This is a genomic window from Variovorax sp. 05L425 (assembly GCF_056397705.1).
Map to the genome: position 1 here is coordinate 1 of NZ_JBFTNY010000028.1, position 23,059 is coordinate 23,059.

Below are 23,059 nucleotides of genomic sequence, written 5' to 3' on the forward strand. Positions count from 1 at the left end.
CCTCATGGTCCTCGAATCCATGAAGATGGAAATCCCCGTCGTCGCCCCCGAAGCCGGCCGCGTCGTCGAGATCCTCATCGCCGAAGGCGCTCCCGTGCGTGAAGGCCAGGACATCGCGGTCTTCGAAGAGGAATGAGCGCCGTGAAGAAGGCCGCCGCTGACATGCAGACCAGCTACGGCGCGGAAGGCGAGGCGCTGTCCATGCGCGCTTCATCCGCCGGTCGCCAACTGATGACACTCGCCGAGCAGATTGCCGAGCGCATCTCCCTGTCGATTGCGACCGGCGAATACGCACCCGGCGATCGCATTCGCGAGGAGGCGATTGCCGACCAGCTCGACGTCAGCCGCGGCCCCGTCCGCGAAGCATTGCGCATCCTGGAGCGCGACGCCGTGGTGCGCATCCAGCCCCATCGTGGCGCGCACGTCACGCAGCTCAGCATCAAGGAGGTGGGCGATCTGTTCGAGATTCGCCGTGACCTGATCGGCTCGATGGTCCGTCGACTTGCCGCTCGCGATGACGACCTCATGACCGCGATCGACACCGGCGTGTGCGAACTCGAGGCCGCGGCCAACGGTGCCGTTGGGGCCGACGCCTATCTCGCGATCAGCAATCGACTCGGTCGCCTGCTCGCCGACGCCTCCCGAAATGAGCGCCTCGCGGAGATCCTGGGTTCGCTGGCCCGGCAGACGCGCCGCTACTCGATGCTCGGCCTCGCGAGCGCCGCGCGGCGCGAGGAATCGGCGCGCACTTGGCGCTCGATGGTGAACGCGCTGAAGGCCGGCGACCCGAATGTCGCGGCCGATGCCATCGAGGACCTGATCGAGGCCCTGCGACGCGAAGCCATCAGGCATTTGCAGGCAGCCGACCTTCCAACACACACAAAGGATTGATTTCCATGAGTTCCGAACGAATCGCAGGGCACGCCCTGTCCTGGGCAGCGACCCAGTTCCGCGACCGGCCCGCCGTGGTCTTTCGCGACCGCAGCTACAGCTACACGCAGATCGAGCGGCGCAGCAACCAGCTCGCCAACACGCTCATCGGCCTGGGGCTGATGCCTGGTGAGCGCCTCGCGGTGCTGCTGAACAACTCGGTGGAGAGCATCGAGGCCCAGTTCGGTGCCGAAAAGGCCGCACAGGGCTACGTGGCCCTGAACGCGCGTCACACGGTGCGCGAACAGGCCGGCATCCTCAACGATGCGGGCGCTTCGGTGCTCATCGCGGGCGCAGAGTTCCGCGAATCGGTGCAGAAGGTTCGCTTGCTCGTGCCGTCGCTGCGCGTCGTCATCGGCGTGGGTTGGCAGGACGCCGACGTGCTCGACTACGACTTGCTGCTCGAGCGTGCAGCGGACCGTGCACCATGGCTGAAGGTTCCGGCGAACCTGCTGCTGCGTATCGCCTACACGTCGGGCACGACGGGCCAACCGAAGGGCGTGGCCTACAGCATCGAGCGCTTCGAGGCACGTCTTGCGAACCATTTCGCCGCGATGGAATATGGCCTTGGCATCGACGACGCGATGCTGCATGTCGGCCCGCTCACCCACGCGGCCGGTGTGCACCTGCTGCCGTGCTACCTGCGTGGTGCACGCAACATCGTGGCCGATCGCTTCGATGCCGAAGAAGTGGTGGCACAGATCGCCAGCGATCGCATCAGCCAATTGATGGTCGTGCCCACCATGCTGGGCCGCCTGCTCGAGGTGATCGTCGCCAACCCCGCGGCAGACCTGTCCGCGCTGCGTCGGGTGCACTACGGCACGGCGCCCACGCCGACAAGCATGGTCCATGAGGCCTTGGGCCGGCTGGGCCCGATCCTGCGCCAGCAATACGGCATGACCGAGGCCGTGCAGCCCCTGTGCGTGCTCTATCCGCACGACCACCTGCAGGACGACCAGCCCTCTGAACGCGTCACCTCGTGCGGGCGGCCGACGATGAACGTCGACATCACCGTGCGGGACGCCGATGGCAATCCCCTGAAGGCAGGCGAAGTCGGCGAGATCGCGATCGCGCATCGCGGCATCGGCGAAGTCGCGTTCTGGCGTCGTCCCGACCTGGAGCGTGAATCCATCCGCGACGGCTGGTACTACAGCGGCGACCTGGGTCGCTTCGACGACGAAGGCTTTCTCTACATCGTCGGCCGCAACAAGGACATGATGATCAGCGGCGGCTTCAACGTCTATGCCCGCGAGGTCGAGGACGCCCTGCACACGCACCCGGCCGTGGCCGAAGTGGCAGTGCTCGGCCTGCCGGATTCCGAGTGGGGCGAGGTGATCGCGGCCTTCGTGGTCCGCCGCCCCGGAGAAACGAGCGATGCCGACGCGCTCGCCCGGCACTGCGCCGAGCAGATCGCCGGCTACAAGAAACCGCGCGTGATCGAGTTCGTCGACGCGCTGCCGCGCAACCACGCCGGCAAGGTGACCAAGAACGACCTGCGCGATGCGTGGCTGGCAGGCCATCCCCAAGGTATCCAAGGAGCAACTTCCAAATGAACACCACACAGACGACAAAGACGACACAGACGGCGCAGCCCGCAGCGGGCGAATGGGCCGAGGACCTGGACGAACTGGCGCAGCGCCGCGTCATCGCGCACGCGCTCGGCGGCGAGGAGCAGGTGGCGCGCCATCACGCGCAGGGCAAGCTCACGGCGCGCGAGCGCATCGACCATCTGCTCGACACCGGGAGCTTCAACGAGATCGGCGCGCTCGCCGGATCGGTGAAGTACGGCGCGGATCGCAAGCGCGAGCAGTTCACCCCCAGCAACGCCGTCGTCGGCATCGGCAAGATCGACGCACGGCGCACGGTGGTCGCGGCCGACGACTTCACGATCCGGGGCGGCTCGTCCGAAGGGTCGGTGTCGGAGAAGTGGATCTACGCCGACCGCTACGCCTGGGAATACAAGCTGCCGCTCGTGCGCATGATCGACAGCGCAGGCGGGAGCGTCAAGCTGCTCGACAAGCTCGGCCACACCAAGATCCCGGGCTACCCGATGCTGCCGATGACGCAGCTGCTGGGCGTCGTGCCCGTGGTCGGCATCGCGCTCGGCGCCTGCGCCGGATTGGGCGCCGTGCGGGTCGGCGCGGCGCACCTCGCCATCATGATTCGCGGCAAGAGCCAAGTCTTCGCCGGCGGTCCGCCCGTCGTCAAGCAGGCGCTGGGCATCGACATCGACAAGGAGTCGCTCGGCGGCTACGACGCAATGCACCGCTACAGCGGCGCGGTGAACTTGGCCGTCGATACCGAAGAGGAAGCCCTGCAGGCGACGCGGCGCTTTCTTTCGTACCTGCCTGGCAACGTATGGGAGCAACCGCCGCGCGTGGTTTGCGACGATCCGGCCGATCGCTGCGACCCGTGGCTCAACCAGGCGATTCCGGCGGACAAGCGCAAGGTGTTCCAGGCGCGCAAGATCCTCAAGGCCATCTTCGATCAAGGCTCGCTGTTCGAGATGTCGCCGGATTTCGGCGGCTCGACGATCACTTGCCTGGCCCGGTTGAACGGACACGCGGTCGGCGTGATGACGAACAATCCGATGGTGATGGGCGGCGCGCTGACACGCTCGGCGGCCTTGAAGATGGCGCGCTTCGTCGATTTCTGCGACACCTTCCACCTGCCGATCGTCAATCTGGCCGACCAGCCGGGCGTGATGACTGGCGCCGACGCCGAGCGCGAAGGCACGATCTCGGCGGCGTTGCAGGCGATGCACGCCATCGAGCAGTCGGGCGTGCCTTGGCTTGCGATCGTGCTTCGCCGTTGTGTGGGGTTGGCCGGCGCCATGTTGAGCCCGTTGCACGGGCCTTCGGGCACCTCCTTGCCGAACCGCTATGCGTGGCCCTCGGCGCGCTGGGGCTCGATCCCGGTGGAGGGCGGCGTTGCCGCGGCCTACAAGAAGGACATCGCTGCCGCCGAAGATCCGGTCGCGCATCGGCTCGACCTCGAGGCGCACTATCACGCGATCTCGTCGCCGATGCGCACGGCCGAACGCTTTGGCGTGCTCGACATCATCGAGCCCGCGATGACGCGGCCGCTGCTGTGTTCCTGGGTCGAGGACGCTTACCGGGCGACGAGCCGGCAGCTCGGCCCCGTCGGTCGCACGATGCGCTGAAGCAGCGGCGCACGGTGACGCAGCAGGAGAGCAGGCATGCCGACGCAACTCGACAGCGCAAAGAACCTGCTGCGCTGCGCGGCTGGAGAATCGATCAGCGCGGTTACAGTGCATGGCGTGATTCGATCCGCCCCTGCCAATTTGTTGTCTGCCGGAGGATGTCGATGCTCAAGCCTGGTTCGAGGCGCTTCGCTGTCGGCGTTGTTGCCCTCCTTGTACTCATCGCCGCAATGTTGGCCTACTACGCCTATCAGCAGCGCTGGTCGTTCAGCCCTCAGGACCGGCTCTATGTCGAGGCGCCCGACGCAGCCGGAATGACCGAGGGCATGCAGGTGACGACCCGTGGGGTCGTCATCGGCAGCGTTCGGAGCATCGGGCTGCCCACAACGCAGTCCTCTGAGCAGGGCGCTCGGATCGAACTGCGCATCGGCCGCGACTACATGGCGCACTTACCGAAGGGAACGCGGGCGAGACTGGTTCAGGAGAACGGGATCGGCCAGCCGACGATCGACCTCGTGCCTCCGCGCGGCGGCGCGCAACCGCTGGATCCCGGCGACGTGCTGGCTTTGGAGCGCGGCAAGGATGGCGGCCAGATCTTGCAGGAATTGCAGTCGGCGTTGATGCCTGTCATCGCCGACGCTCGCAAATTGACCGAGAGCCTGACGGATCCGAACGGGTCCTTCCAGCAGACGCTGAAGGCGGGTCAGGACGTTGTCTCGAAGATGCCCGCCATCGCCGAGAAGACGGGCGAGGTGATCGATCAGACGAAGCAGACCGTGAAAACCATCGAGAGCGGAGCCGCGGCGACGCTGCAAAGGGCCGGTCGCACCATCGAGGTCGTGGAGCAAGCAGCGCCTGCGGTGATCGAAAAAGTGCAGCAGGCCGCCGCAACTTCGCAGAAGGCCAGCGCCGACGTGCAGGCCATGGCGGCGCAGGCTTCCGAAAGACTGCCGGCCGTGCTCGATCAGGTTCAGGCCGCGGCGACGCAGACCAACCAGATGGTGAGCAATGCGCGCCAGACCTGGCCGATCAGCATGCTGACCGGCACGGCCACCACGCCGCAGTCACTGCCGATCGACAGCATCGGCGGCCTGCCGCTCCCTGGAGAAGCGCCATGAGGCGCACGCGCCGACTGATCGCTTGCGGCCTGTGCGCCGTCGGAGCGGCCCTGCTCGGGGCGTGCTCGACACCGCCCGTGCGCTCGGCGGCATACGTCCAGGCCCAGGGCTTCAACACGCAGGGAATGGATCGCTTCAAGGCGGGCGACCTGCCGCGTGCCTTGGCGTTTTTCCAGCAAGCACTCGTTGTCGGACAGTCGATAGAGGACGACGACGCGATCGCAGCCGCGCGCCTGAATCTATCCATGGTCTATCTGGGCATGGGTCGCCAGGACGAGGCGCTGAAGCAATTGGATCTGGTCTTGGACGAGCGCCGCCTTGCGTTCAGTGCAGACCGACGCGCCGAAGCTGCATTGAGGCGCGCGATGGCGGTCCAGGCGAGCGACCGTGCGAGCGCCGAACAATCGCTCGATCGGGCTGGCGTGATCTGCGGCAGCAGTTGCAGCGTGAGGGGAAAGATCCTCAATCTGAAGGCATACATGGCGCTGAGCGGCGGGCGCGCCGAGGAGGGGCTGCGATTCGCGCAGCAAGCCCACGGAGCCCTTGCCAAGGACGATGCACTGGAAAAGGCGAACGCGCTGCGTCTGCAATCGAGTGCCTACATCGCCTTGAAGACCCCCGCTGCTGCGGTGCCCCTGCTTCATGAAGCATTGGGGATGGACAAGGCCGCAGGGGCGAGCGAAAAGATCTATCAGGATTTGCTGCTGCTGGGTCAGGCGTCCATGGACAAACCGGAACTCGCCAAGGACTATTGGGCCAGGGCCCACGACGTGGCGGTGGCGGCCAAGAACGATGCTGGTGCCGAGCGCACCGCCAAGTTGCTGGCAACCGCCGCGCCTTAGCCGGCGGCGCGGCGGGCAAGCAACCTAGGGGGAAACCCCGCCTTGCTTTCGCGATCGACGAAAGCTGGCGCTGCGGCTTTGTCGTTCCCTCGGTGAGGCAGCGATTCGAGAATTCATGCACCCCTGGAGACAAAGCATGACCTCAATCACTCAGCCTCGCATCGGCGCCACCAGCGTCGATGCATCACCCAGCGAATCAAGCATCGTGCGCAAGGTCGCGTGGCGAATCATGCCGTTGATCATGATTTGCTACCTGTTCGCTTTCTTCGATCGCATCAACATCAGCTTCGCCAAGTTCGCGCTGCAAAGCGACCTGGGCCTGAGCGATACCGCCTACGGATTCGGCGCCGGCCTGTTTGTCGTGGGCTACGTCTTGTTCGAAGTGCCCAGCAACCTGATGCTCTACAAGGTCGGCGCGCGGCGCTGGATCGCCCGCATCATGATTTCCTGGGGCATCGCCACGGCACTGATGGTGTTCGTGCAGAACGAGTGGCAGTTCTACGTCCTGCGCTTCATCATCGGCGCGATGGAAGCCGGCTTTGCACCGGGCGTGTTGTTCTACCTGACGCTGTGGTTTCCGACTGCCTACCGCGGCCGCATCACCTCGACCTTGTTCCTTGCATCGGCCTTTGCGGGGCTCGCGGGCGCGCCTGTCGCGGGCCTCGTGTTGTCGAATCTGGACGGCGCACTGGGCATGGCGGGTTGGCACTGGCTGTTCCTGGTCGGTGGCCTGCCGTGTGTCGTGCTCGGCATCCTGGTCTTCAATGTGCTCAAAGACCGCATCCAGGACGCCGGTTGGCTCACGCCGGCCGAGCAAACGCTCCTGTCCAGCCGCATCGCCGACCAGAACAAGAGCATCGGCAGTCACTCGTTGCTCGGCGCGCTGAAGACGCCCGGATTCCTCACACTCGCGCTGATCTATTTCCTCATCCAGGTCGCGTCCTACGGCCTCAACTTCTGGGCGCCTCACCTGATTCGCACGTCGGGCAGCACGAATCCGACGGTCATCGGCTTCCTGACGGCCGTGCCGTACCTGTGCGGCGCGATCGCGATGCTGGTCGTCGGCAAGCTCTCGGATGCGACCGGCGAGCGCCGCAAGTTCGTCGCCGGCCTGATCGCGCTGTCGGCCATCGGATTCTTCGCGGCCGGCATGTTCGACAAGAGCACGACCATGGTCGTCGTGGCCCTGGGTGTGATGGGTGCGGGCGTCATCGCATCCATCCCCGCCTTCTGGGCCCTGCCGCCCAAGCTGGTGACCGGTGCGGGTGCTGCCGGCGGCATTGCGCTGATCAACACGCTCGGGCAACTGGGTGGCATCGTCTCCCCGGTGATGGTCGGGCGCATCAAGGACATCACCGGCAGCACCACGCCGGCCCTGTATGTCATCGGTTGCCTGGGCCTCGTCTGTGCGGCGATCCTGCTCTACGGGCTGCCCGCGAGCTTGCGGCGCAGGGAAGAGCACGCGCCATCGTCGCAGCAGGGCCACTCGGCCGCGACCCTAGCCTCACACTGACGCATCTTGAGCCAAGGAACGAGTCAATGAACGAAACCTCCACATCAAACTTGCCGTTGACACCGGCGGCGCTGAAGGGCGTGCGCGTCATCGAGATGGGCCAATTGATCGCCGGCCCCTTCGCCGGAAAGACGCTGGGCGAATTCGGTGCCGACGTGATCAAGATCGAGGCGCCGGGCACCGGTGATCCGCTGCGCAACTGGCGCTTGATCAAGGAGGGCACGTCCGTCTGGTGGCAGGTGCAGTCGCGCAACAAGCGCTCGATCGCGCTCGACCTGCGCAGCACCGAAGGCCAGGACATTGCCCGCCAGCTGATCGCCGAAGCGGATGTGCTGATCGAGAACTTCCGGCCGGGCACGCTGGAAGGCTGGGGCATGGGCTACGGCGTGCTGTCGAAGCTGAACCCGGGCCTCGTGATGCTGCGCATCTCCGGCTATGGCCAGACAGGCCCCTACCGCGACCTGCCGGGCTTCGGCGCGATCGGCGAAGCGATGGGCGGCCTGCGCCACCTGACTGGCGAGCCGGGGCGCGTGCCGGTGCGTTGCGGCATCTCCATCGGCGACACGCTGGCGGCACTGCACGGCACCGTCGGCATCCTCACGGCCCTCTACCACCGCAAGGTCAACGGCGGCCAGGGGCAGGTGATCGACGTGGCGCTGCACGAGGCGGTGTTCAACGTCATGGAGAGCCTGTTGCCCGAGTACAGCGCCTTCGGCGCGGTGCGGGAAGCGGCTGGCAGCGCATTGCCCGGCATCGCGCCATCGAACGCCTACCGCTGCAGCGACGGCTACGTGCTCATCGCGGGCAACGGCGACAGCATCTTCAAGCGGCTGATGCAGGTCATCGGCCGCGACGACCTGGGCACCGATGAAGAGCTGGCGAACAACGCCGGCCGGGTGGCCCGCGTCGCGCAGCTCGACGAGGCGATCGAGGCCTGGACGCAAACGCGCCCGGTGATCGAGGTGCTCGCCACCCTCGGCGAGGCCAAGGTACCGGCCGGCAAGGTCTACACCGCCGAGGACATCGCCGAAGACCCGCATTACAGGGCGCGCGACATGCTCCTGCAGCAGACCACCCGCGACGGCTACGTCGTCGAGGTGCCCGGCGTGGTGCCCAAGCTGCTCGGCACGCCGGGCACGGTGCGCTCTTCCGCACCGCGTCTCGGCGACGACACCGACGCGGTGCTCGGGGAGCTCGGATTCTCAACACAGGACATCGCCGCCCTGCGCGGCAGGAAGGTGGTCGCATGAATGACAAGGACACGCTCTGGAACGGCGCCGGCCGGCGCATCTACATGCAGGAAGTCGGCACGCGCGACGGGCTGCAGGTCGAAGAGGCCTTCGTGCCGACGCAGGAAAAGATCGCGCTGGTCAACATGCTGTCGCACGCGGGCGTGGCGAAGATCGAGGTGACGGCCTTTGTTTCGCCGAAGGCGATTCCCGCCTTGCGCGATGCAGAGATCGTGTTGCGCGAGATCAAGCGGCAGCCGGGCGTGGTCTACAGCGCGCTGGTGCCCAACGTTCGGGGCGCCGAACGCGCCATCGATGCGGACGCCGATGAACTCAATCTCGTGATGTCGGCCAGCGAGAGCCACAACCTGGCCAACCTGCGAATGACGCGCGAGCAATCGTTCGCGGCGCTGTCGGAGGTCAACGCCTTGGCTCGGCAGGCCAAGGTGGCGGTCAACGTCTCGCTCTCGTGCGCCTTCGGTTGCCCGATGGAAGGCGATGTGCCCGTGGCCACCGTGCTCGACTGGTGCGCCCGTTTCGTCGAAGACATGGGCGCGCGCGGCGTCACGCTGTGCGACACCACCGGGATGGCCTACCCCGGGCAGGTCGCGGCCCTCACGGCAGCCTTCCGCGCGCGTTGGCCGAAGACCGAACTCACGCTGCACTTCCACAATACGCGTGGCATGGGCCTGGCGAACGTGATCGCCGCCATCGACGCCGGCGCTGACCGCTTCGATGCCTCGCTTGGAGGCATCGGCGGCTGCCCGTACGCGCCCGGCGCGACCGGCAACGTGTGCAGCGAAGAGATCGTCCACGCGCTCGAACTGATGGGCTACCGCACAGGCGTCGATCTCGCACTGCTGACCCATGCGGCAAGGCGCCTGCCGGGGCTGATCGGTCACGATATTCCGAGCCAGATCGTCAAGGCCGGCCGCCGCCTCGACCTGCATCCGGTGCCTGACGATTTCGCCGCCATTCGTGAACGTGCGATCGCGCGTGTTGCCTGAAATCTCGACGCGTCAGGCGGCTTCCTTGCGACCCTCGAAATAATCGGCCAACCGCATCCGTTCACGCTCGAACACCGGCATGCCGGCGCGCACCGCTCCCCAGTCGTCAGTGCGGCTTGCGCGGTCGATGCTCTCGCATGCGGCTGCAAATGCGAGCGCACCGACCATCTTGCTGGCGCCCGCCATGCGGTGGGCGCACAGGGTGACCTGGGCGACGTCGTCGGCGGCCACCGCCTGCCGAAGTCCGATCGAGTCGTCCTCGCACGTTCGCCGGAAGGCCGAGAGAACCTCGCGCACCATCGTCGCGTCGCCACCGCATTTCGCCTCGAGGAGCGCCTGGTCGATCGGGCCGGTGGAGGATTTGGCCTCCGGGCTCGAGTCGGCGGAAGCGGCGGACGGCGAGGGGGCTCGGGGAAGCGGCAGCCATCGATCGACCTTGTCGATCAGCTGTACCAGTTCCACCGGCTTGACAAGAAAGTCGTCCATGCCGGCGGCGAAGCACGCCTCGGCCTCACCCTGCAGTGCGTTGGCGGTACAGGCGACGATCGGCACTCGCTTCCGCCCGTCTTCGGCTTCCAGCCTGCGGATGCTGCGCGCCAGTTCGTAGCCGTCCATGTGGGGCATGTGGCAGTCGGTGATGACGAGCCCGAAGCGACCCGACTTCCACATCTCCAGGGCCTGGACGCCGTCGTCGGCGGTCTGCGCGGCGTAGCCCAGCGTTCGCACCTGGCGCAGGATCAGCATGCGGTTGACGGGGTGGTCATCCACCAGCAGCACCAGCGTTCCTTCCGTCTCGGCCTGCGCGGTGCTCGGCGCCACGCGGCGCATGGCCGCAGCGGTCGAAATGGCTCGCCCGTGGTCGGCATCGCCGCCCGGCGGGAGCTCGGCGACGGGCAACGTCAAATCCAGGGTGATCGTCGTGCCCGTGCCCGGCGCGCTTTCCATGCGGATGGAACCACCCATCATGTGCGCGAGTTGCCGCGAGATGACCAGCCCCAGCCCGGTGCCGCCCGGCCGCCGCCGCGCCTCGTCACCGACAGCCTGGCTGAAGGGCTGGAACAGCCGCTGCTGGTCCTCGGGAGAGATGCCGATGCCGGTGTCCTTCACCTCGAAGCGCAGTTTTTCCTGTCCCTCCGCGCGCCCCAGCCATTGCGCGTTGATGTCGATCCAGCCCTCGGAGGTGAACTTGATCGCGTTGCTCACGAAGTTGTTGAGGATCTGGCGCAGGCGTACCGGATCGACCCGCAACGCCGGACTGATGCGCGGATCGACCATCCGCCGGACGATGAGGCCCTTGCTGCTGGCATTGCCCAGGTAGATGCTCTGCACCTCCTCGACCAGGCGCTTGACCGACACGACCTCGGGGCGGACCTCCAGCTTGCCGGCCTCGATCTTCGAAAAATCGAGGATGTCGTCGATGATGCGCAGCAACGACCGGCTGGATTCCCGCACGAGCCCAAGCGTCTCGCGCTGCTCGGCGTCCAGCTCGGTCAGGCTCAGGAGTTCCAACATGCCCAGCATGCCGTTCATGGGCGTCCTGATCTCGTGGCTCATGGTGGCGAGGAAAGTGCTCTTGGCGCGGTTGGCTGCTTCCACCTCGGCGCTGCGCTGTGCCAGGGCCGCGTTCAGCCGCTCGATTTCACGCTCTTTCCTCTTCCTCTCCGTCACGTCTTCCGAGATGGTCAAGAGGTAGCGCGGCTTGCCGGTGTCGTCCAGGATCGGGATCTTTTTCGCGTGGAGGATGTGCACGCTGCCATCGTGTGCATGCAGGGTCTCCTCGGGGATGTCCACTTCGCGGCCCAGCGAGAGCGCTTCCTTGTCCTTGGCCGCGAAGAATTCGGCTTCCTCCGGGGAATTGACGAAGTCGTGAATCGTCTTGCCAAGCAACTCGTCCTGGCCGCGCCCCGTCAATTGCTCCATGGCGCGGTTGACACGGACGAGCTTCAGGTCATCGGCGTTCTTGACCATGACCTGGTAGGGGATGGTGTGGATCACGGAGTTCAGGAACGCATTGGCTGTTTCCAGTTCGGCGGTGCGCAGGTGCACGCGCGCTTCCAGGTCGGCGTTCAGGGCTCGTAGGTTCTCTTCCGCGCGGCGCAGCGCCGTCTTCTGCCGTTGTTCCTCGAGCGCTCGCCGCACCGAGAATCCCAGCCGCCGCACCCGCTCCTTGAGGACGTAGTCCGTGGCGCCCGCCCTCATGCAATCCACCGCCTCTTCCTCGGGCATCAGCCTGCTTGAAATCGCGATCAGCAGAAGCTCCGGGTGGTGCTGCCGCACGTGCCGCAGCATCTCCAGGCCGCCGATTTCGTAGTCGGACAGCACGAGGTCGAAAGCTTGCCGCTGCAGGGCGGCGACGAAGTCCTCCCTGGTTCTCACCCACACGACGTCGCAGGCAAGATCCTCGTCCTCCAGCCTCTCCCGGATGCGCTGCGCATCGGCCGGGTCGTCCTCGAGCTGCAGCACTCGGATGGAAGTAGTCATCTCGGCGCGTCCTGTTCGCCACGGAGCGACTCCACGACGTCCTTGAACTCCTCGCGGTTGCGGTCGCTCAGCGCGGAGAGGGCCTCGTGCGCGCGCAGGATCCGCTTCTGCACCGAGGCCTGGTCGCCCTCCGTGCCCAGCGCATAGAGTTCGGGCGCGGCGGGGCTGTCATCCCGCACGGCAGCCAGCACCTGCTGCATGCTCAGTTCCTCGAACAGGGCGCGCACGGCCGGCGTCACGCCCGCGACCACCACGCCGCCTCGGGCGACCAACTCGTGCACGGTGCCGAGGCAGGTGCTGTCCATGTATTCGCAGCCGGAAAGGTCCAGCACCAGGGGGCGTCCCCCGCCCAGTACGGCCACGGCGGTTTCGTGGAAGGCATCGCAATGCATCCAGCTGGCCCGGCCGCGCAGCGCAAGGTAGGCGGCCTGCTCTGTTTCGCCGTAGAAGACCGCCTCACTCTCGCGCCGCGGCGCGCCGGATGCCACGGCGATCGCCGCAGGGAGTTCGGCGCCGTTGTCGAACCACGAGGTGCCGGCGTGCGCGTCGATGAGCAGGATGGTCACGTCATCCCGGTCCGCGCCCGCCGGCGCATCGGCATGCAGGTGAACCATCATTTCCTGCGCGCTGGCGAGCGGTTTGGCGAGAACCTCCTGCAGCAGTTCCAATTCGCGCTCGGACCCGGAGGGCAGGAGCCCGTCGGTGTAGAGGAGGATCCGGTCGCCCGCCAGCAGTTGGAGACGCTCTTGCTGGAAGTGCGCGTCAGGCGCCAGCCCGAGCGCGGGCCCCGTGCGGCGGATCAGGCGCGTTTCGCGACCGTCGCGTGCGTGCAGCACCGGCGGATGGCCCGCCGAAGCCAGGGTGAGGCTCGAGTCGGACGTATCGAGCAAACCGAAGACGGCCGTCAGGAACAGGCCCGGCGCGGCGTGCGCCTCGCAGATCGAGCGATTCACCGTGGCCAATACCTGCGCCGGCGGCAGCGCGAGGCCCGTCACCGGATCCACCAGGACAAGCCGCTGCTTGAACAGCACCGAGAGCATGGCCGACGTCACCCCGTGGCCAGTGGCATCGGCCAGGTAGAAGGCGAGGTGCTGATCGCCCAGCCGGACCACGTCGTAGAGATCGCCGCCCACATGCTGCCCTGGCCGGTAGACCGCCTGGATGCAATAGCCCTCCATGGGGGGCGGGCTGCGCGGTAGCAGGGCACGCTGGATGACCTCCGCGCGCTCGAGATCGCGGCGAAGCACTTCGGAGGTCTGCTCGAGTTCGGTGACCTTGCGCTGCAGTTCCCGGTGAAGGTGCTCGCGTTCCGCCAGCAGTTGCCGTCGCTCGAGCGCATTGCGCACCGCCACCTCCATCTCTTCCGAACGCGGCGACTTCGGAAGGAAGTCGAACGCCCCCAGACGGATCGCGGCCACTGCCGTGTCGAAGGTCTCCAGCCCCGACAGGACGATCCACATGGCATTCGGCGCGGCCTCGCGTCCCCAGCGCAGCAGTTCAAGGCCGTCCATCCGCGGCATCATGATGTCCGTCAGCACCAGGGCGACGTCCGGGCGCTCGCGCAGAACCTGCTGCGCCGCGAACCCGTCGGCGGCCTCCAGGACAGGCGAGCAGCCGAGTCCTTCCAGCGTCAGCTTCACCATCAGGCGGGCCACCGGCTCGTCGTCCACCACCAGCGCAACGGGAGGGACAGGGTCGAGGTTCATCAAATCCTCTGGCAGCTGGAGTGCCGCGCGGGAAAGGAATTCTCCGAGCCGCAGGGCGAGATGGCAAGCCGCTGAGGCGCTTGCACATTTTTGTGACACATCGCCTACAACTTGTCTCATGGCCGCCGATAACGCTGCTATGGACAAACCACACTCAATCGGGTCACCGGAACTGCTGACCCAGATCCCGAAGGAAAGCGTTCTGCAGGACGACGGTGTGCATATGCTCGTGTCGACAAGAGGGGTGGAAGGATCGCGGAGTGACGGCATCCTCCTTCGGCGCTGTGCTTTTTCGCTGGCTGCGCCCCTTGGCTGCGAATTCCTGGGCCAGTACAGGCAGCTTTCGGATGGCCTCTGGCAAGCGTCCATGCGCAGCAGCGCGCGCAGCGATGGCTCCCTGGGTCCTCCCCAGGTGGCGATCTATGCGACGGAACTGGATGCGCTGGTCAATCTCTGGACGAATCGCCGGTGCTTCGACCTGGGCACTCGGGTCTGACCCTGGCCGCATTGACGTACCGACTGGTCAGTCGGTAGACTGTGGCCGGTCGCCCGCGAGCGGACCCACCTCCCGTCGAACCGAAAGACCCAGGATGAGCGAAGACTTTGCCGCCGACCTTCACCGCAGAGCGACCGTCGCCATGCAGGCCGGAAGGGCTGCCGCCGATGCGCACGGCGGCCAGGTCCAGGTGAGCCAGTACACCAGCGAGGCCGTCGCGAGCGAGGAGCTGCGCCTGCTGCGCCGGCACCCGCACCCCGTGGCCGCCAGCTCGTCGCTGCCATCTCCTGGCGCGTGGCTTTCGCTGACGCACTTCGGTGTCCCGCTTCTGCTGGTTCGCCAGGAGAGCGGGCGAGTGCAGGCCTTCGTGAACGTCTGCCGCCATCGGGGCGCGCGCGTGGTGCCCGAGGGCAGTGGCAGCGAAGCGCGTGCGTTCGTCTGTCCCTATCACGCGTGGACCTATCAGCCCGATGGCGCGCTTCGCGGCGTCCCCGAATCCTTCGGCTTTCCCTGCCTCAAGCAGGAAGAGTCCGGCCTGCGCAAGTTGGCAACGGTCGAGCGCGCGGGGCTCGTCTGGGTCATCCTCGATCCGTCGATGTCGCAAAGCGATCCCGGCGAACATCTGGGACCGCTGATGGACAACCTCGAGTCGCTCGCAGGCCTCAGGACGCCCGTCGCGTTCGCGCCGCGATCCTACGAAGTCGAAGCGAACTGGAAGCTGCTGATCGATGGCTCGTTCGAGGCCTATCACTTCAAGGTCGCCCATCGCCAGACCATCGCCCACATGTTCGTGAACAACATGCAGATCGTCGACGAGTTCGACCTTCATCGGCGCCTCTACCTGATCAAGGAGAGGTTCCCGGAAGAGAAGCCCAAGGTCACCGGCTTCGACCCGAGAAGGTACGGCAACCTGATCTACTTCTTCTTCCCGAACACGACCCTCCTGGTCCAGCCCGACCACGCGCAGCTCAGTTGCCTCGAGCCGCTCGGCGCGACCCGCACGCGCGTGCACGAGCTCACCTTGATTCCGGAAGCGCCGGCCTCGGAGAAGGCAACGGCGCACTGGGAGGCCAACGTCGCGTTGTACCGGCGCACCCTCGCGGAAGACTACGCACTGGCAGAGTCGATCCAGTCGGGCCTCGCATCCGGCGCAAACGAAGTGCTCACCTTCGGCACTTTCGAATACAGCGCACCGCGCTTTCATTCACAGCTTCAGCAGCAAATCGCTGCCACGCAGGTCGCGCGCTAGATGCCAGGCAAACCCAAGTCGCGCAAGGAAATCATCCTGGATCGCGCGGAGCAGCACTTTGCCGAGCACGGGTTTCAGGGTGCATCGCTCTCGGCCATCGCGCGCGAATGCGATGTCGGCAATCCGGGGCTTCTCCATCACTTCCCCAGCAAGGAGGTGCTGTATCGCGTGGTCCTCGAAAGGCAAGCCGAGGAACTGACGGCGCGCATGCGCCGGCGCGTCGAATCGGCTGGAAGCCTTGAGGAGCGCTTGCAGGCATTCGTGGAGCTTCAGGTGCAGTGGATGCGGGCCAGGCCGACGGGATTCAAGCTCGTCACGCGCGAGTTGCTCGACAATGCCGAGCGGATCAAGGTCGCGCAAACAAGACCGCTCGAGGGCTTCCTGCTGAGCAGCCTGGCACTTTTGATCGATGCGCAATCGGCCGGACTCGTTCGCCGCGATGTTCCTGCCCTCGTCGTGCTCACCATCATCCTCGGCACGCTGAACTACGCAAAGATCGCGCGTCCCACATTCGGCAAGGCCTTTTCGGAATCGGCGCTGAAGAGCGACACGCAATGGATGAAGGCCATCGCGCGCGATGTTCTGCGCGTGGTGTCCCCCGTGGCAATGGACTGCTTTCAGCGCAGCAATCGATAGACCAGGACACCGATTGCAGCGCCTGCCAACTCGGCCGCCACGAACCCCATTGCGTTCGCGGGTGCAATCCCCGCAAAGGTATCGCTGAACATACGACCGAACACTGCTGCCGGGTTGGCAAACGAGGTGCTCGCCGTGAACCAATAGGCTGCGCCGATGTAGCAGGCCACCAAGGCGGCGACCTTCTGCGCCGGCGCACGCAGGATCACCAGCACCAAGCCTGATGTCGCGACCAGCTCCGCCAGCCATTGCCCCCAGCCGCTGCGCGTCCTGGTGCTCCACTGGAGCACACGCAAGTCGAACATGGCATTGGCCAACCAGGCGCCGAGCATCGCGCCCGCCAACTGGGCTGCGACATAGACACCCAGGCTCGTCGCAGGCAGCTCCCGGCGCAGCGCCATGACGGCGCTGACCGCCGGATTGAAATGCGCACCACTGAGCGGGCCGAACACTTCGATCAGCACATACAGCGCAAACACGGTGGCCAGGGTGTTGGCAAGGAGCGCGATGGCGACGTTACCTCCTGCCAGGCGCTCGGCCATGATGCCCGAGCCCACCACCGCGCACAGCAATCCGGCCGTGCCCAGCAGCTCGGCCAATGCATTGCGCCAGAGGTTCATGGCTTTCGTTCAGCAGGAACAGGCGCTCGCTGCGTCCACGGCGCAGGCTTCGCCCTGGCAGCAGTTCTCGGTGAGATACCCCAGCAGCGCATTCATGCGCTCGAACGAGGCGCGATAGATGAGTTGGCGGCCTTGGCGCTCCTGGGTTACCAGGCCCGCATTCGTCAGTTCCTTGAGATGAAAAGACAGCGTTGCCGGCGGGAGGCCCGAGCCTTCCGCCATGACGCCGGGCGTCATTCCTCGCGGGCCGACGATGACCAGCGCGCGGAACACGCGCAATCGCGCGCCTTGCGCCAATGCGGCGAGCGAGCGAACAACATCAATTTCTTCCATATTTCCATGATACTGGAAATATGGGTAAATTTGGATCAGAAGGCGTGACGGATACCCAGGTCATACCCCCTGGACGTGTTCGGCACCGCATTGCCGATGCTTCCGGGAACCGCACCCGTGTAGAAGAGCGGCGAGCCGGTCACGGCCAGGGCGGCGCCGTTCTTGTTGCTGAGGTACGAGGCCGTCGCGTAGAGCGCGGTGCGCTTCGACAGGTTGTACACGTAGCCGAGCGCAAACTGATCAGCCTTCGGCTGCGAAGCGAAGAAGGCAGCCGGGAGATTGTTGTACCGGACACCCGCGTACGAAGCGCGGATCAAGCTGGCACCGATTGGCACGGTCACGCCGATCAGGGCGCCATTGGCACCCGGCTTGGTGCGGCCGAAAGGATTGAACGCGTTGACAGCCAGTTGGGTGTCTTGCTTGTTGTTCGAATATTCACTGAACAGCTTGGCCACGCCGAAGTCGTACGAGGCGCCGAGATTCCAGGTGTTGAGCGTGGTTGTCGACCCGACGTAGTAGTTCGAGCCAATCGTGCTTTCACCGTAGGCCAGCGCGACGTCCAGCGGCCCGCTGGCGTAGCCGACGCGAGCACCGACGTAGCGTCCGACGCGCAAGTTGTCGGCCGTGGCGGCCAACGTCGGGTTGGCGACGATGGCAGCAGCGCCGGGAGGCGTCAGGGTGCCCGGGTCGTAAGTGTTCTTCTCGTTGAACGCGTACATGACCTGGCCGTAGAAACCACCGAGGTTCGGCGGCAGGAAGTAGCTCACCGAGTTGCTGGCGCGTATGTAGTTCGGATTCAGCTGGAACCCGCTGTTCGGCACGCCGAAGGCGGTGCCGCCGTTGGCGGTTGCGATCAGGTTGGTGCCGACGCCATTGGTCAGGAAGGGATCGAAGATGTTGTCGTTCCAGAAGGTCGGCGAGTAGTCGCGACCGAGGCGCACTTCGCCGAAGACGCCCGACAGGCTCACCGTCGAGCGACGATTGAAGCTCAGGCCGCCGCCGCTCGCAGCGCCGATGCCAGTATCGGTATTGAAGCCGGCCTCGAGCCAGAAATTGGCAGCCAGACCGCCGCCCAGATCTTCCGTGCCGCGAAAGCCCAGGCGACTCCCGGTGTAGCCCGAACTCGTCACGGCCGACTGGGTCTTGGTGACGCTTGCACCGAACGGCGTCTCCGACTGGTTCCTGTAGCCGCTGACCGCAGCGTCGACGATGCCGAAAACCGTGACGGACGACTGCGCCGAAGCGGCGTCGACGGCTGCCAGGGCGGCCAGTGCAAACAGAGTTCTTTTCATTGGAAACCTCGAAATCCGGCGTGGTGTTCAGACAGCCAGGCCACCCTCGGCATGGCGGCCTTGGCAAGGTGGAGGGCTCACTCAGGGGCGATGCTGAGTCCGAGCTTCTTGATGATTGCCCGGTTGTGGGCCAGGGTCTCGGCCAATGTTTGCCGAAGCTGGTCCAACGAGGCCTCTTGCGGGAAATCCAAGCCTTGCGCGGTCAGCGCTTCGCGGAACTTGGGCGAGTGCACGGCCTTGGTCATTTCGCTTTGGATTCGATCAAGAAGCGGCTTGGGCGTACTGCTCAGGACGAAGACACCGACGCTCGCATGAGGAAGGACAAAATCCGGCAATCCCAATTCACTGAAGCTCGGGACGTTGGGAAGATACTGCGAGCGCGTCGGGGAGGCAACTGCAAGTCCCTTGACCTTGCCGCTCTTGATGAGCGGGACGACGTTGCTCACCACCTCGAAGGTCAGTTGAACCTGGTTTCCCATCAGGTCGACCATGGCAGGCGCCGAACCCTTGTACGGAACGATCAGCATGTCATTGCCGCTTTTTTCCTTGAGCATTTCGCCGAGGAGATTGGAACGTGTGCCGATGCTGAGATTCGCCACGCTGACGGACCGAGGATTGCGCTTGGCGTAGTCCAGCACCTCCTTGACATTGTTGGGCGGAAAGGCCGCGTTGGCCACGAGCACGTGGATCATGCTGCTGGCTTCAGCCACATAGGTAAACGTCTTGAGGACGTCGTAAGACGTCTTCACCGTCAAGGGTATGTCGGACATGATGCTCGACGGCCCCACCATCAAGGTGTAGCCGTCGGGGGGCGCTGCCATCACAGCCCGCTCGGCGATCACGGCCGATCCGCCTGGCTTGTTGTCCACCAGCACGGTCTGGCCCAGGTTCGTTCGCAGTTGCTCGGCGAGCATTCGAGCCACCATGTCGGAAATGCCGCCCGGAGGCGCGGGCACGATGAGCCGGATCGGCTTGTCGGGCCATTGTTGTGCGAGCGCAGGCGAGACCGCTGCGAGCCAGGACAGGGCAATGATTGCGAAGAGTCGCAGTCTCAAGAGATTTGGAACCATGGCAATTCACCTTGAAGTGGGGGACGCTCAAATGACGAAGATGGAGGAGCCGGTGGTCTTTCGAGCCTCCAGGTCCTGGTGCGCCTTCACGGCGTCCTGCAATGCATAGCGCTGATTGATCTCGATGCGGATGCGGCCTGCCGCCACGTGGCCGAACAGCTCATCGACCAGTTCCGCCTTTTCGGTCGGATCGGCGATGTAGTCGGCCAGGCCTGGGCGGGTCAGGTACAGCGACCCCTTGCGCGCCAGGATCTGCGGATCGAAGGGCGGGATCGTGCCGGAGGCGGTGCCGACGCAGACCATCAGGCCGCGTCGCTTGAGGGAGTCCAGCGACGACATGAATGTGGTCTTGCCCACACTGTCGAAGACGACGGACACGCCGACCCCGTCCGTCAGTTCGCGCACGCGCTTGGCCACATCCTCATGGCTGTAGTTGATCGTGTGATCGCAGCCATGGGCGCGGGCCACTTCGGCCTTGGCGTCCGTCGACACCGTCCCGATCACCGTCAGCCCGAGCAACTTGGCCCACTGCGAAACGATCAGGCCCACACCGCCTGCGGCGGCATGCAACAGCACCGCATCGCCCGCCTTGAAGGGGTAGATCCGGCGCACCAGGTACGCGGCGGACAGGCCCCGCATGGTCATGGCCGCCGCGGTCTCGCAACTGATGGCTTCCGGCAGCTTGATCAGCAGTGCGGCGGAAATCAGCCGCTCCGTGCTGTAGGCGCCCAGCGTGTTGACGAAACCCGTATAGGTCACGCGGTCGCCGACCGCGAGATGGGTCACGCCGGCTCCGACGGCCTCGACCACACCAGCGCCCTCGTTGCCGATGCCGCTGGGCAATGGAACCGGGTAGGTGCCACGGCGGAAGTAGGTGTCGGCGAAGTTGAGGCCCACGGCCACGTGGCGAATGCGGACTTCTCCCGCTCCGGGTTCACCCACGTCGACGTCTTCGAGACGAAGTACCTCGGGCTCGCCGGTTTCGTGGAATCTGACGATTCTCGTCATGCTGTCTCCAATCATTTACTTGTTCGACGCGGTTCATCGGTCCACACGGGCCGCCTGAACCAGCTCAATCAGTGCATTCTCTGAACTGACGACTGCATCTTCTGGCTTTGCACTTGTTCCCGCTTTACGTTGCGTGCCTTGCACTTTTCTTTTCATGACAGGACCATCGAAGGTCCCGTCATCTGTTCATCGGGACGAAGAAGTGCAACGGCCGACGCTGAGGCAGCGTCGGCCGGCTTGATGAATGAATGGCGAAACCCAGGTGGCGACAAGCGCCACGACGCTCAGTACGGCACGTCGCCGATGATTGCCGTGCGTTCCATCTTGCGGTGGCAAGGCGGGTAGTCCATCACCGCGTAGTGCTGGGTGGAGCGGTTGTCCCAGAACGCGACGCTGTTCTTCTTCCAGCGGAAGCGGACCTGGTACTCGGGGATGCAGGCCTGGCTGACGAGGTAGTTGAGCAGGTGGCTGGCGCCCGGCGCCTTGTCCTGCCCGAAACGCACGTTGTCGGGCGTATTGAAATTGGTGAAATGCGTCGTGAAGCTGCCGTTCACGAAAAGCACCTTCTCACCGGTCTCGGGATGGGTGCGGACCACGGGGTGTTCGGCGTCCGGGTACTGGGCCTTGAGCGCATGGCGCTTCTCGATCGGCATCACAGCCCCGAAGCTGGCCTCGATGCTGTGGCGTGCGCGCAGCGGCTCGATCTTTGCCTTGATGTCCTCGGGCAACTGCCGATAGGCCTCGACCATGTTGACCCACATCGTGTCGCCACCCACGGGGGGACATTCGACGCAGCGCAGCACACAGCCAAGGGGCGGCCTGTCGCGCCAGGTGGCGTCGGTGTGCCAGGAGTTCTCGTTGCGTTCGGGCGGACTGTCCGGCGTCTTGTAGATCTGGACCAACCCCTGATAGTCGGGATGGCTGCCCACCACCGGGTGATCCTCCAGTTCGCCGAAGCGACGCGCAAAGGCGACGTGCTCGGCCCGCGTGATGTCCTGGTCGCGAAAGAAGATGACACGGTGCTTCAGGAGCAGCGCACGGATCTCCGCCATCAGCGAGTCGTCCTCTGCGGCCGCGCCCAGGTTGACGTTGCCAAGCTCGGCGCCGATCGTGCAAGTGAGCGGCTCGACGTGGATCGAGTTGCCTAGAGACGTCGCGCGGACCACGGCGGGCGCCGTTTCGAATTCTTGAATCATGAAGCTTGTCTCCGTTGGTCGAATGGCCGTTGATGCTTCGGAGTGTGGTTGCGCCGGCAATCTCCCGCTTGACATTGCATGACAGCCACTTATCCTTTGGTGCCAAATCCCACCGAGTGTTTCGATGTCGTCGTCACTGGTCCGTGCTGCGAGCCTCACCAACTACAGCGAGGTCGCCCGTGCCGGGGGGCTGGACCCTGACCGGATGCTTTCCCAAGCAGGGCTCAGTCCGAGCATTCTGCGCGAGCCGGACCTCCTGATCCCGGTCGAGCGCGTCGGATACCTGCTGCAGGCGTCCGTCACGGCGTCGGGCAACGAAGCTTTCGGTCTGTGCATGGCCGAGTCACGCCAGTTGTCGAACCTTGGCGCGGTCGGAATGCTGATCCGCGACCAGGCGACCTTGCGCGACTCGCTCGATGTGCTGATTCGCTACCAGACGGTGCTCAATGGTTCGCTGTCGCTCATGATCGAGGAAGGCGAAGGTCTGGTCGTGATTCGCGAGGAGTTGAAGGCTGGCAATGCGCACCAGTCCACCCGTCAAAGAATTGAAATGGCGCTCGGCGTGATGGTGCGGTTGATGCGCCAGATCCTCGGTGCCGGTTGGCACCCGCGACGCGTTTGCTTTGAACATTCGGCACCGCGCGACCTGAGTGCGCATCTGCGGGTGTTTGGTCGGCACGTCGAGTTCGACTACGACTACAACTGCATCGTCTGCGCGAAGGCTGATCTCGACACGCGCAACCCGTCGGCCGATCCGGCGATGGTGCGCTACGCGCAGCAGTTGCTGGATGCATCGGCCAAGCAGCAGGAGGCCGCCATGCTCAGCGACGTGCGGCGCACGATCCTGCTGCTTCTGCCCAGCGGACGTTGCACCATCGAGCAGGTGGCCGAGCATCTGGGCGTCGTTTGCCGCACGCTTCAGCGCCGGCTGACGGAGCAGGACGAGAACTTCTCATCGATGGTCAACGAGATCCGCAAGGAGCTTGCCAAGCGTCACGTTCTCGAGAGCGATCGGCCGTTGACCGAAGTCGCGATGCTGCTCGGCTTTTCCGCGCCGAGCGCACTTTCGCGCTGGTACCAGGCGCAATTCGGTTGCAGCGCCAAGGAAAGCAGGGCCGCACGCGGCGCCCTCCGCCAACAAGCAGCATCCCCGCCCTCAGTGCGATAGGG

The 23,059-nt window shown here is 65.3% G+C and carries 21 protein-coding genes; 13 read left to right on the plus strand and 8 right to left on the minus strand.

Features of this window, described 5'->3' with window-relative positions; all coding sequences use genetic code 11:
- Positions 1 to 4: 4 nt before the first annotated feature.
- The 9 genes from AC1DN9_RS25165 to AC1DN9_RS25205 all read left to right on the plus strand — a co-directional run bounded on the left by AC1DN9_RS25165 (position 5) and on the right by AC1DN9_RS25205 (position 9,802).
- Positions 5 to 136, plus strand: coding sequence for an acyl-CoA carboxylase biotin carboxyl carrier protein subunit (locus tag AC1DN9_RS25165; protein ID WP_478104654.1), 132 nt, complete (start codon positions 5 to 7; stop codon positions 134 to 136).
- 5 nt (positions 137 to 141) lie between these two features.
- Positions 142 to 891, plus strand: a complete 750-nt coding sequence (locus tag AC1DN9_RS25170; protein WP_478104552.1) for a GntR family transcriptional regulator — start codon at positions 142 to 144, stop codon at positions 889 to 891.
- Positions 892 to 896: 5 nt separating this feature from the next.
- Entirely contained in the window at positions 897 to 2,483 is a 1,587-nt protein-coding gene (locus AC1DN9_RS25175; protein WP_478104553.1) for a class I adenylate-forming enzyme family protein, read from the plus strand.
- The gene (locus AC1DN9_RS25180; protein WP_478104555.1) at positions 2,480 to 4,093 is read left to right on the plus strand and encodes an acyl-CoA carboxylase subunit beta; all 1,614 of its coding nucleotides are present in this window, start codon (positions 2,480 to 2,482) and stop codon (positions 4,091 to 4,093) included. Before AC1DN9_RS25175 ends, AC1DN9_RS25180 begins: the two co-directional genes overlap by 4 nt.
- A 230-nt stretch (positions 4,094 to 4,323) precedes the next feature.
- Positions 4,324 to 5,211 carry an MlaD family protein gene (locus AC1DN9_RS25185; protein WP_478104557.1) on the plus strand — a complete coding sequence of 296 codons (888 nt, stop codon included), beginning with the start codon at positions 4,324 to 4,326 and terminating at the stop codon, positions 5,209 to 5,211.
- Entirely contained in the window at positions 5,208 to 6,053 is an 846-nt protein-coding gene (locus AC1DN9_RS25190) for a tetratricopeptide repeat protein (RefSeq protein WP_478104559.1), read from the plus strand. The genes AC1DN9_RS25185 and AC1DN9_RS25190 overlap by 4 nt, the downstream gene beginning before the upstream one ends.
- A 136-nt stretch (positions 6,054 to 6,189) precedes the next feature.
- On the plus strand, positions 6,190 to 7,566 hold the full coding sequence (locus AC1DN9_RS25195; protein WP_478104560.1) for an MFS transporter: 1,377 nt from the start codon (positions 6,190 to 6,192) through the stop codon (positions 7,564 to 7,566).
- A gap of 26 nt (positions 7,567 to 7,592) precedes the next feature.
- The gene (locus AC1DN9_RS25200; protein ID WP_478104561.1) at positions 7,593 to 8,816 is read left to right on the plus strand and encodes a CaiB/BaiF CoA transferase family protein; all 1,224 of its coding nucleotides are present in this window, start codon (positions 7,593 to 7,595) and stop codon (positions 8,814 to 8,816) included.
- Positions 8,813 to 9,802 carry a hydroxymethylglutaryl-CoA lyase gene (locus AC1DN9_RS25205; RefSeq protein ID WP_478104563.1) on the plus strand — a complete coding sequence of 330 codons (990 nt, stop codon included), beginning with the start codon at positions 8,813 to 8,815 and terminating at the stop codon, positions 9,800 to 9,802. Before AC1DN9_RS25200 ends, AC1DN9_RS25205 begins: the two co-directional genes overlap by 4 nt.
- A 12-nt stretch (positions 9,803 to 9,814) precedes the next feature.
- On the opposite strand, the gene AC1DN9_RS25210 is transcribed toward AC1DN9_RS25205, so the two are convergent.
- Positions 9,815 to 12,283, minus strand: a complete 2,469-nt coding sequence (locus AC1DN9_RS25210) for a PAS domain-containing hybrid sensor histidine kinase/response regulator (RefSeq protein WP_478104564.1) — start codon at positions 12,281 to 12,283, stop codon at positions 9,815 to 9,817.
- Positions 12,280 to 13,989, minus strand: coding sequence for a SpoIIE family protein phosphatase (locus tag AC1DN9_RS25215; RefSeq protein ID WP_478104565.1), 1,710 nt, complete (start codon positions 13,987 to 13,989; stop codon positions 12,280 to 12,282). Before AC1DN9_RS25215 ends, AC1DN9_RS25210 begins: the two co-directional genes overlap by 4 nt.
- A 118-nt stretch (positions 13,990 to 14,107) precedes the next feature.
- Here AC1DN9_RS25215 and AC1DN9_RS25220 point away from each other — a divergent pair, with 118 nt between their 5' ends.
- The 3 genes from AC1DN9_RS25220 (at position 14,108) to AC1DN9_RS25230 (ending at position 16,370) form a co-directional block, all read left to right on the plus strand.
- A complete protein-coding gene (locus AC1DN9_RS25220; protein WP_478104567.1) occupies positions 14,108 to 14,485 on the plus strand; it encodes a hypothetical protein in 378 nt (125 codons plus the stop codon).
- Positions 14,486 to 14,579: 94 nt separating this feature from the next.
- Positions 14,580 to 15,734 (plus strand): aromatic ring-hydroxylating oxygenase subunit alpha, encoded by a 1,155-nt coding sequence (locus AC1DN9_RS25225; protein ID WP_478104568.1) that lies wholly within the window; start codon positions 14,580 to 14,582, stop codon positions 15,732 to 15,734.
- The gene (locus AC1DN9_RS25230; RefSeq protein WP_478104570.1) at positions 15,735 to 16,370 is read left to right on the plus strand and encodes a TetR/AcrR family transcriptional regulator; all 636 of its coding nucleotides are present in this window, start codon (positions 15,735 to 15,737) and stop codon (positions 16,368 to 16,370) included.
- Here AC1DN9_RS25230 and AC1DN9_RS25235 read toward each other — a convergent pair.
- From AC1DN9_RS25235 to AC1DN9_RS25260, 6 genes are all read right to left on the minus strand, one after another.
- Positions 16,352 to 16,990, minus strand: a complete 639-nt coding sequence (locus AC1DN9_RS25235; RefSeq protein WP_478104571.1) for an aquaporin — start codon at positions 16,988 to 16,990, stop codon at positions 16,352 to 16,354. The two genes, AC1DN9_RS25230 and AC1DN9_RS25235, sit on opposite strands and share 19 nt — an antisense overlap.
- A gap of 9 nt (positions 16,991 to 16,999) precedes the next feature.
- Positions 17,000 to 17,323, minus strand: coding sequence for an ArsR/SmtB family transcription factor (locus tag AC1DN9_RS25240; protein WP_478104573.1), 324 nt, complete (start codon positions 17,321 to 17,323; stop codon positions 17,000 to 17,002).
- A 35-nt stretch (positions 17,324 to 17,358) separates the two neighbouring features.
- Complete coding sequence (locus AC1DN9_RS25245) at positions 17,359 to 18,615, minus strand: porin (RefSeq protein ID WP_478104575.1); 1,257 nt, start codon at positions 18,613 to 18,615, stop codon at positions 17,359 to 17,361.
- A 77-nt stretch (positions 18,616 to 18,692) separates the two neighbouring features.
- A complete protein-coding gene (locus AC1DN9_RS25250; RefSeq protein ID WP_478104577.1) occupies positions 18,693 to 19,685 on the minus strand; it encodes a Bug family tripartite tricarboxylate transporter substrate binding protein in 993 nt (330 codons plus the stop codon).
- 27 nt (positions 19,686 to 19,712) lie between these two features.
- Entirely contained in the window at positions 19,713 to 20,693 is a 981-nt protein-coding gene (locus AC1DN9_RS25255; RefSeq protein ID WP_478104579.1) for a quinone oxidoreductase family protein, read from the minus strand.
- Positions 20,694 to 20,977: 284 nt separating this feature from the next.
- The gene (locus tag AC1DN9_RS25260; protein ID WP_478104581.1) at positions 20,978 to 21,889 is read right to left on the minus strand and encodes a TauD/TfdA dioxygenase family protein; all 912 of its coding nucleotides are present in this window, start codon (positions 21,887 to 21,889) and stop codon (positions 20,978 to 20,980) included.
- 124 nt (positions 21,890 to 22,013) lie between these two features.
- On the opposite strand from AC1DN9_RS25260, the gene AC1DN9_RS25265 reads away from it, so the two are divergent.
- Positions 22,014 to 23,057, plus strand: a complete 1,044-nt coding sequence (locus AC1DN9_RS25265) for an AraC family transcriptional regulator (protein WP_478104583.1) — start codon at positions 22,014 to 22,016, stop codon at positions 23,055 to 23,057.
- The last annotated feature ends 2 nt before the right edge of the window (positions 23,058 to 23,059 follow it).

Coding starts and splice junctions, on each gene's coding strand:
- AC1DN9_RS25215 (WP_478104565.1), bottom strand. CDS start 13,989: ATGAACCTCGACCCTGTCCCTCCCGTTGCGCTGGTGGTGGACGACGAG.
- AC1DN9_RS25200 (WP_478104561.1), top strand. CDS start 7,593: ATGAACGAAACCTCCACATCAAACTTGCCGTTGACACCGGCGGCGCTG.
- AC1DN9_RS25205 (WP_478104563.1), top strand. CDS start 8,813: ATGAATGACAAGGACACGCTCTGGAACGGCGCCGGCCGGCGCATCTAC.
- AC1DN9_RS25260 (WP_478104581.1), bottom strand. CDS start 21,889: ATGATTCAAGAATTCGAAACGGCGCCCGCCGTGGTCCGCGCGACGTCT.
- AC1DN9_RS25235 (WP_478104571.1), bottom strand. CDS start 16,990: ATGAACCTCTGGCGCAATGCATTGGCCGAGCTGCTGGGCACGGCCGGA.
- AC1DN9_RS25250 (WP_478104577.1), bottom strand. CDS start 19,685: ATGGTTCCAAATCTCTTGAGACTGCGACTCTTCGCAATCATTGCCCTG.
- AC1DN9_RS25180 (WP_478104555.1), top strand. CDS start 2,480: ATGAACACCACACAGACGACAAAGACGACACAGACGGCGCAGCCCGCA.
- AC1DN9_RS25185 (WP_478104557.1), top strand. CDS start 4,324: ATGTTGGCCTACTACGCCTATCAGCAGCGCTGGTCGTTCAGCCCTCAG.
- AC1DN9_RS25240 (WP_478104573.1), bottom strand. CDS start 17,323: ATGGAAGAAATTGATGTTGTTCGCTCGCTCGCCGCATTGGCGCAAGGC.
- AC1DN9_RS25175 (WP_478104553.1), top strand. CDS start 897: ATGAGTTCCGAACGAATCGCAGGGCACGCCCTGTCCTGGGCAGCGACC.
- AC1DN9_RS25190 (WP_478104559.1), top strand. CDS start 5,208: ATGAGGCGCACGCGCCGACTGATCGCTTGCGGCCTGTGCGCCGTCGGA.
- AC1DN9_RS25195 (WP_478104560.1), top strand. CDS start 6,190: ATGACCTCAATCACTCAGCCTCGCATCGGCGCCACCAGCGTCGATGCA.
- AC1DN9_RS25255 (WP_478104579.1), bottom strand. CDS start 20,693: ATGACGAGAATCGTCAGATTCCACGAAACCGGCGAGCCCGAGGTACTT.
- AC1DN9_RS25225 (WP_478104568.1), top strand. CDS start 14,580: ATGAGCGAAGACTTTGCCGCCGACCTTCACCGCAGAGCGACCGTCGCC.
- AC1DN9_RS25230 (WP_478104570.1), top strand. CDS start 15,735: ATGCCAGGCAAACCCAAGTCGCGCAAGGAAATCATCCTGGATCGCGCG.
- AC1DN9_RS25220 (WP_478104567.1), top strand. CDS start 14,108: ATGGCCGCCGATAACGCTGCTATGGACAAACCACACTCAATCGGGTCA.
- AC1DN9_RS25245 (WP_478104575.1), bottom strand. CDS start 18,615: ATGAAAAGAACTCTGTTTGCACTGGCCGCCCTGGCAGCCGTCGACGCC.
- AC1DN9_RS25165 (WP_478104654.1), top strand. CDS start 5: ATGGTCCTCGAATCCATGAAGATGGAAATCCCCGTCGTCGCCCCCGAA.
- AC1DN9_RS25210 (WP_478104564.1), bottom strand. CDS start 12,283: ATGACTACTTCCATCCGAGTGCTGCAGCTCGAGGACGACCCGGCCGAT.
- AC1DN9_RS25265 (WP_478104583.1), top strand. CDS start 22,014: ATGTCGTCGTCACTGGTCCGTGCTGCGAGCCTCACCAACTACAGCGAG.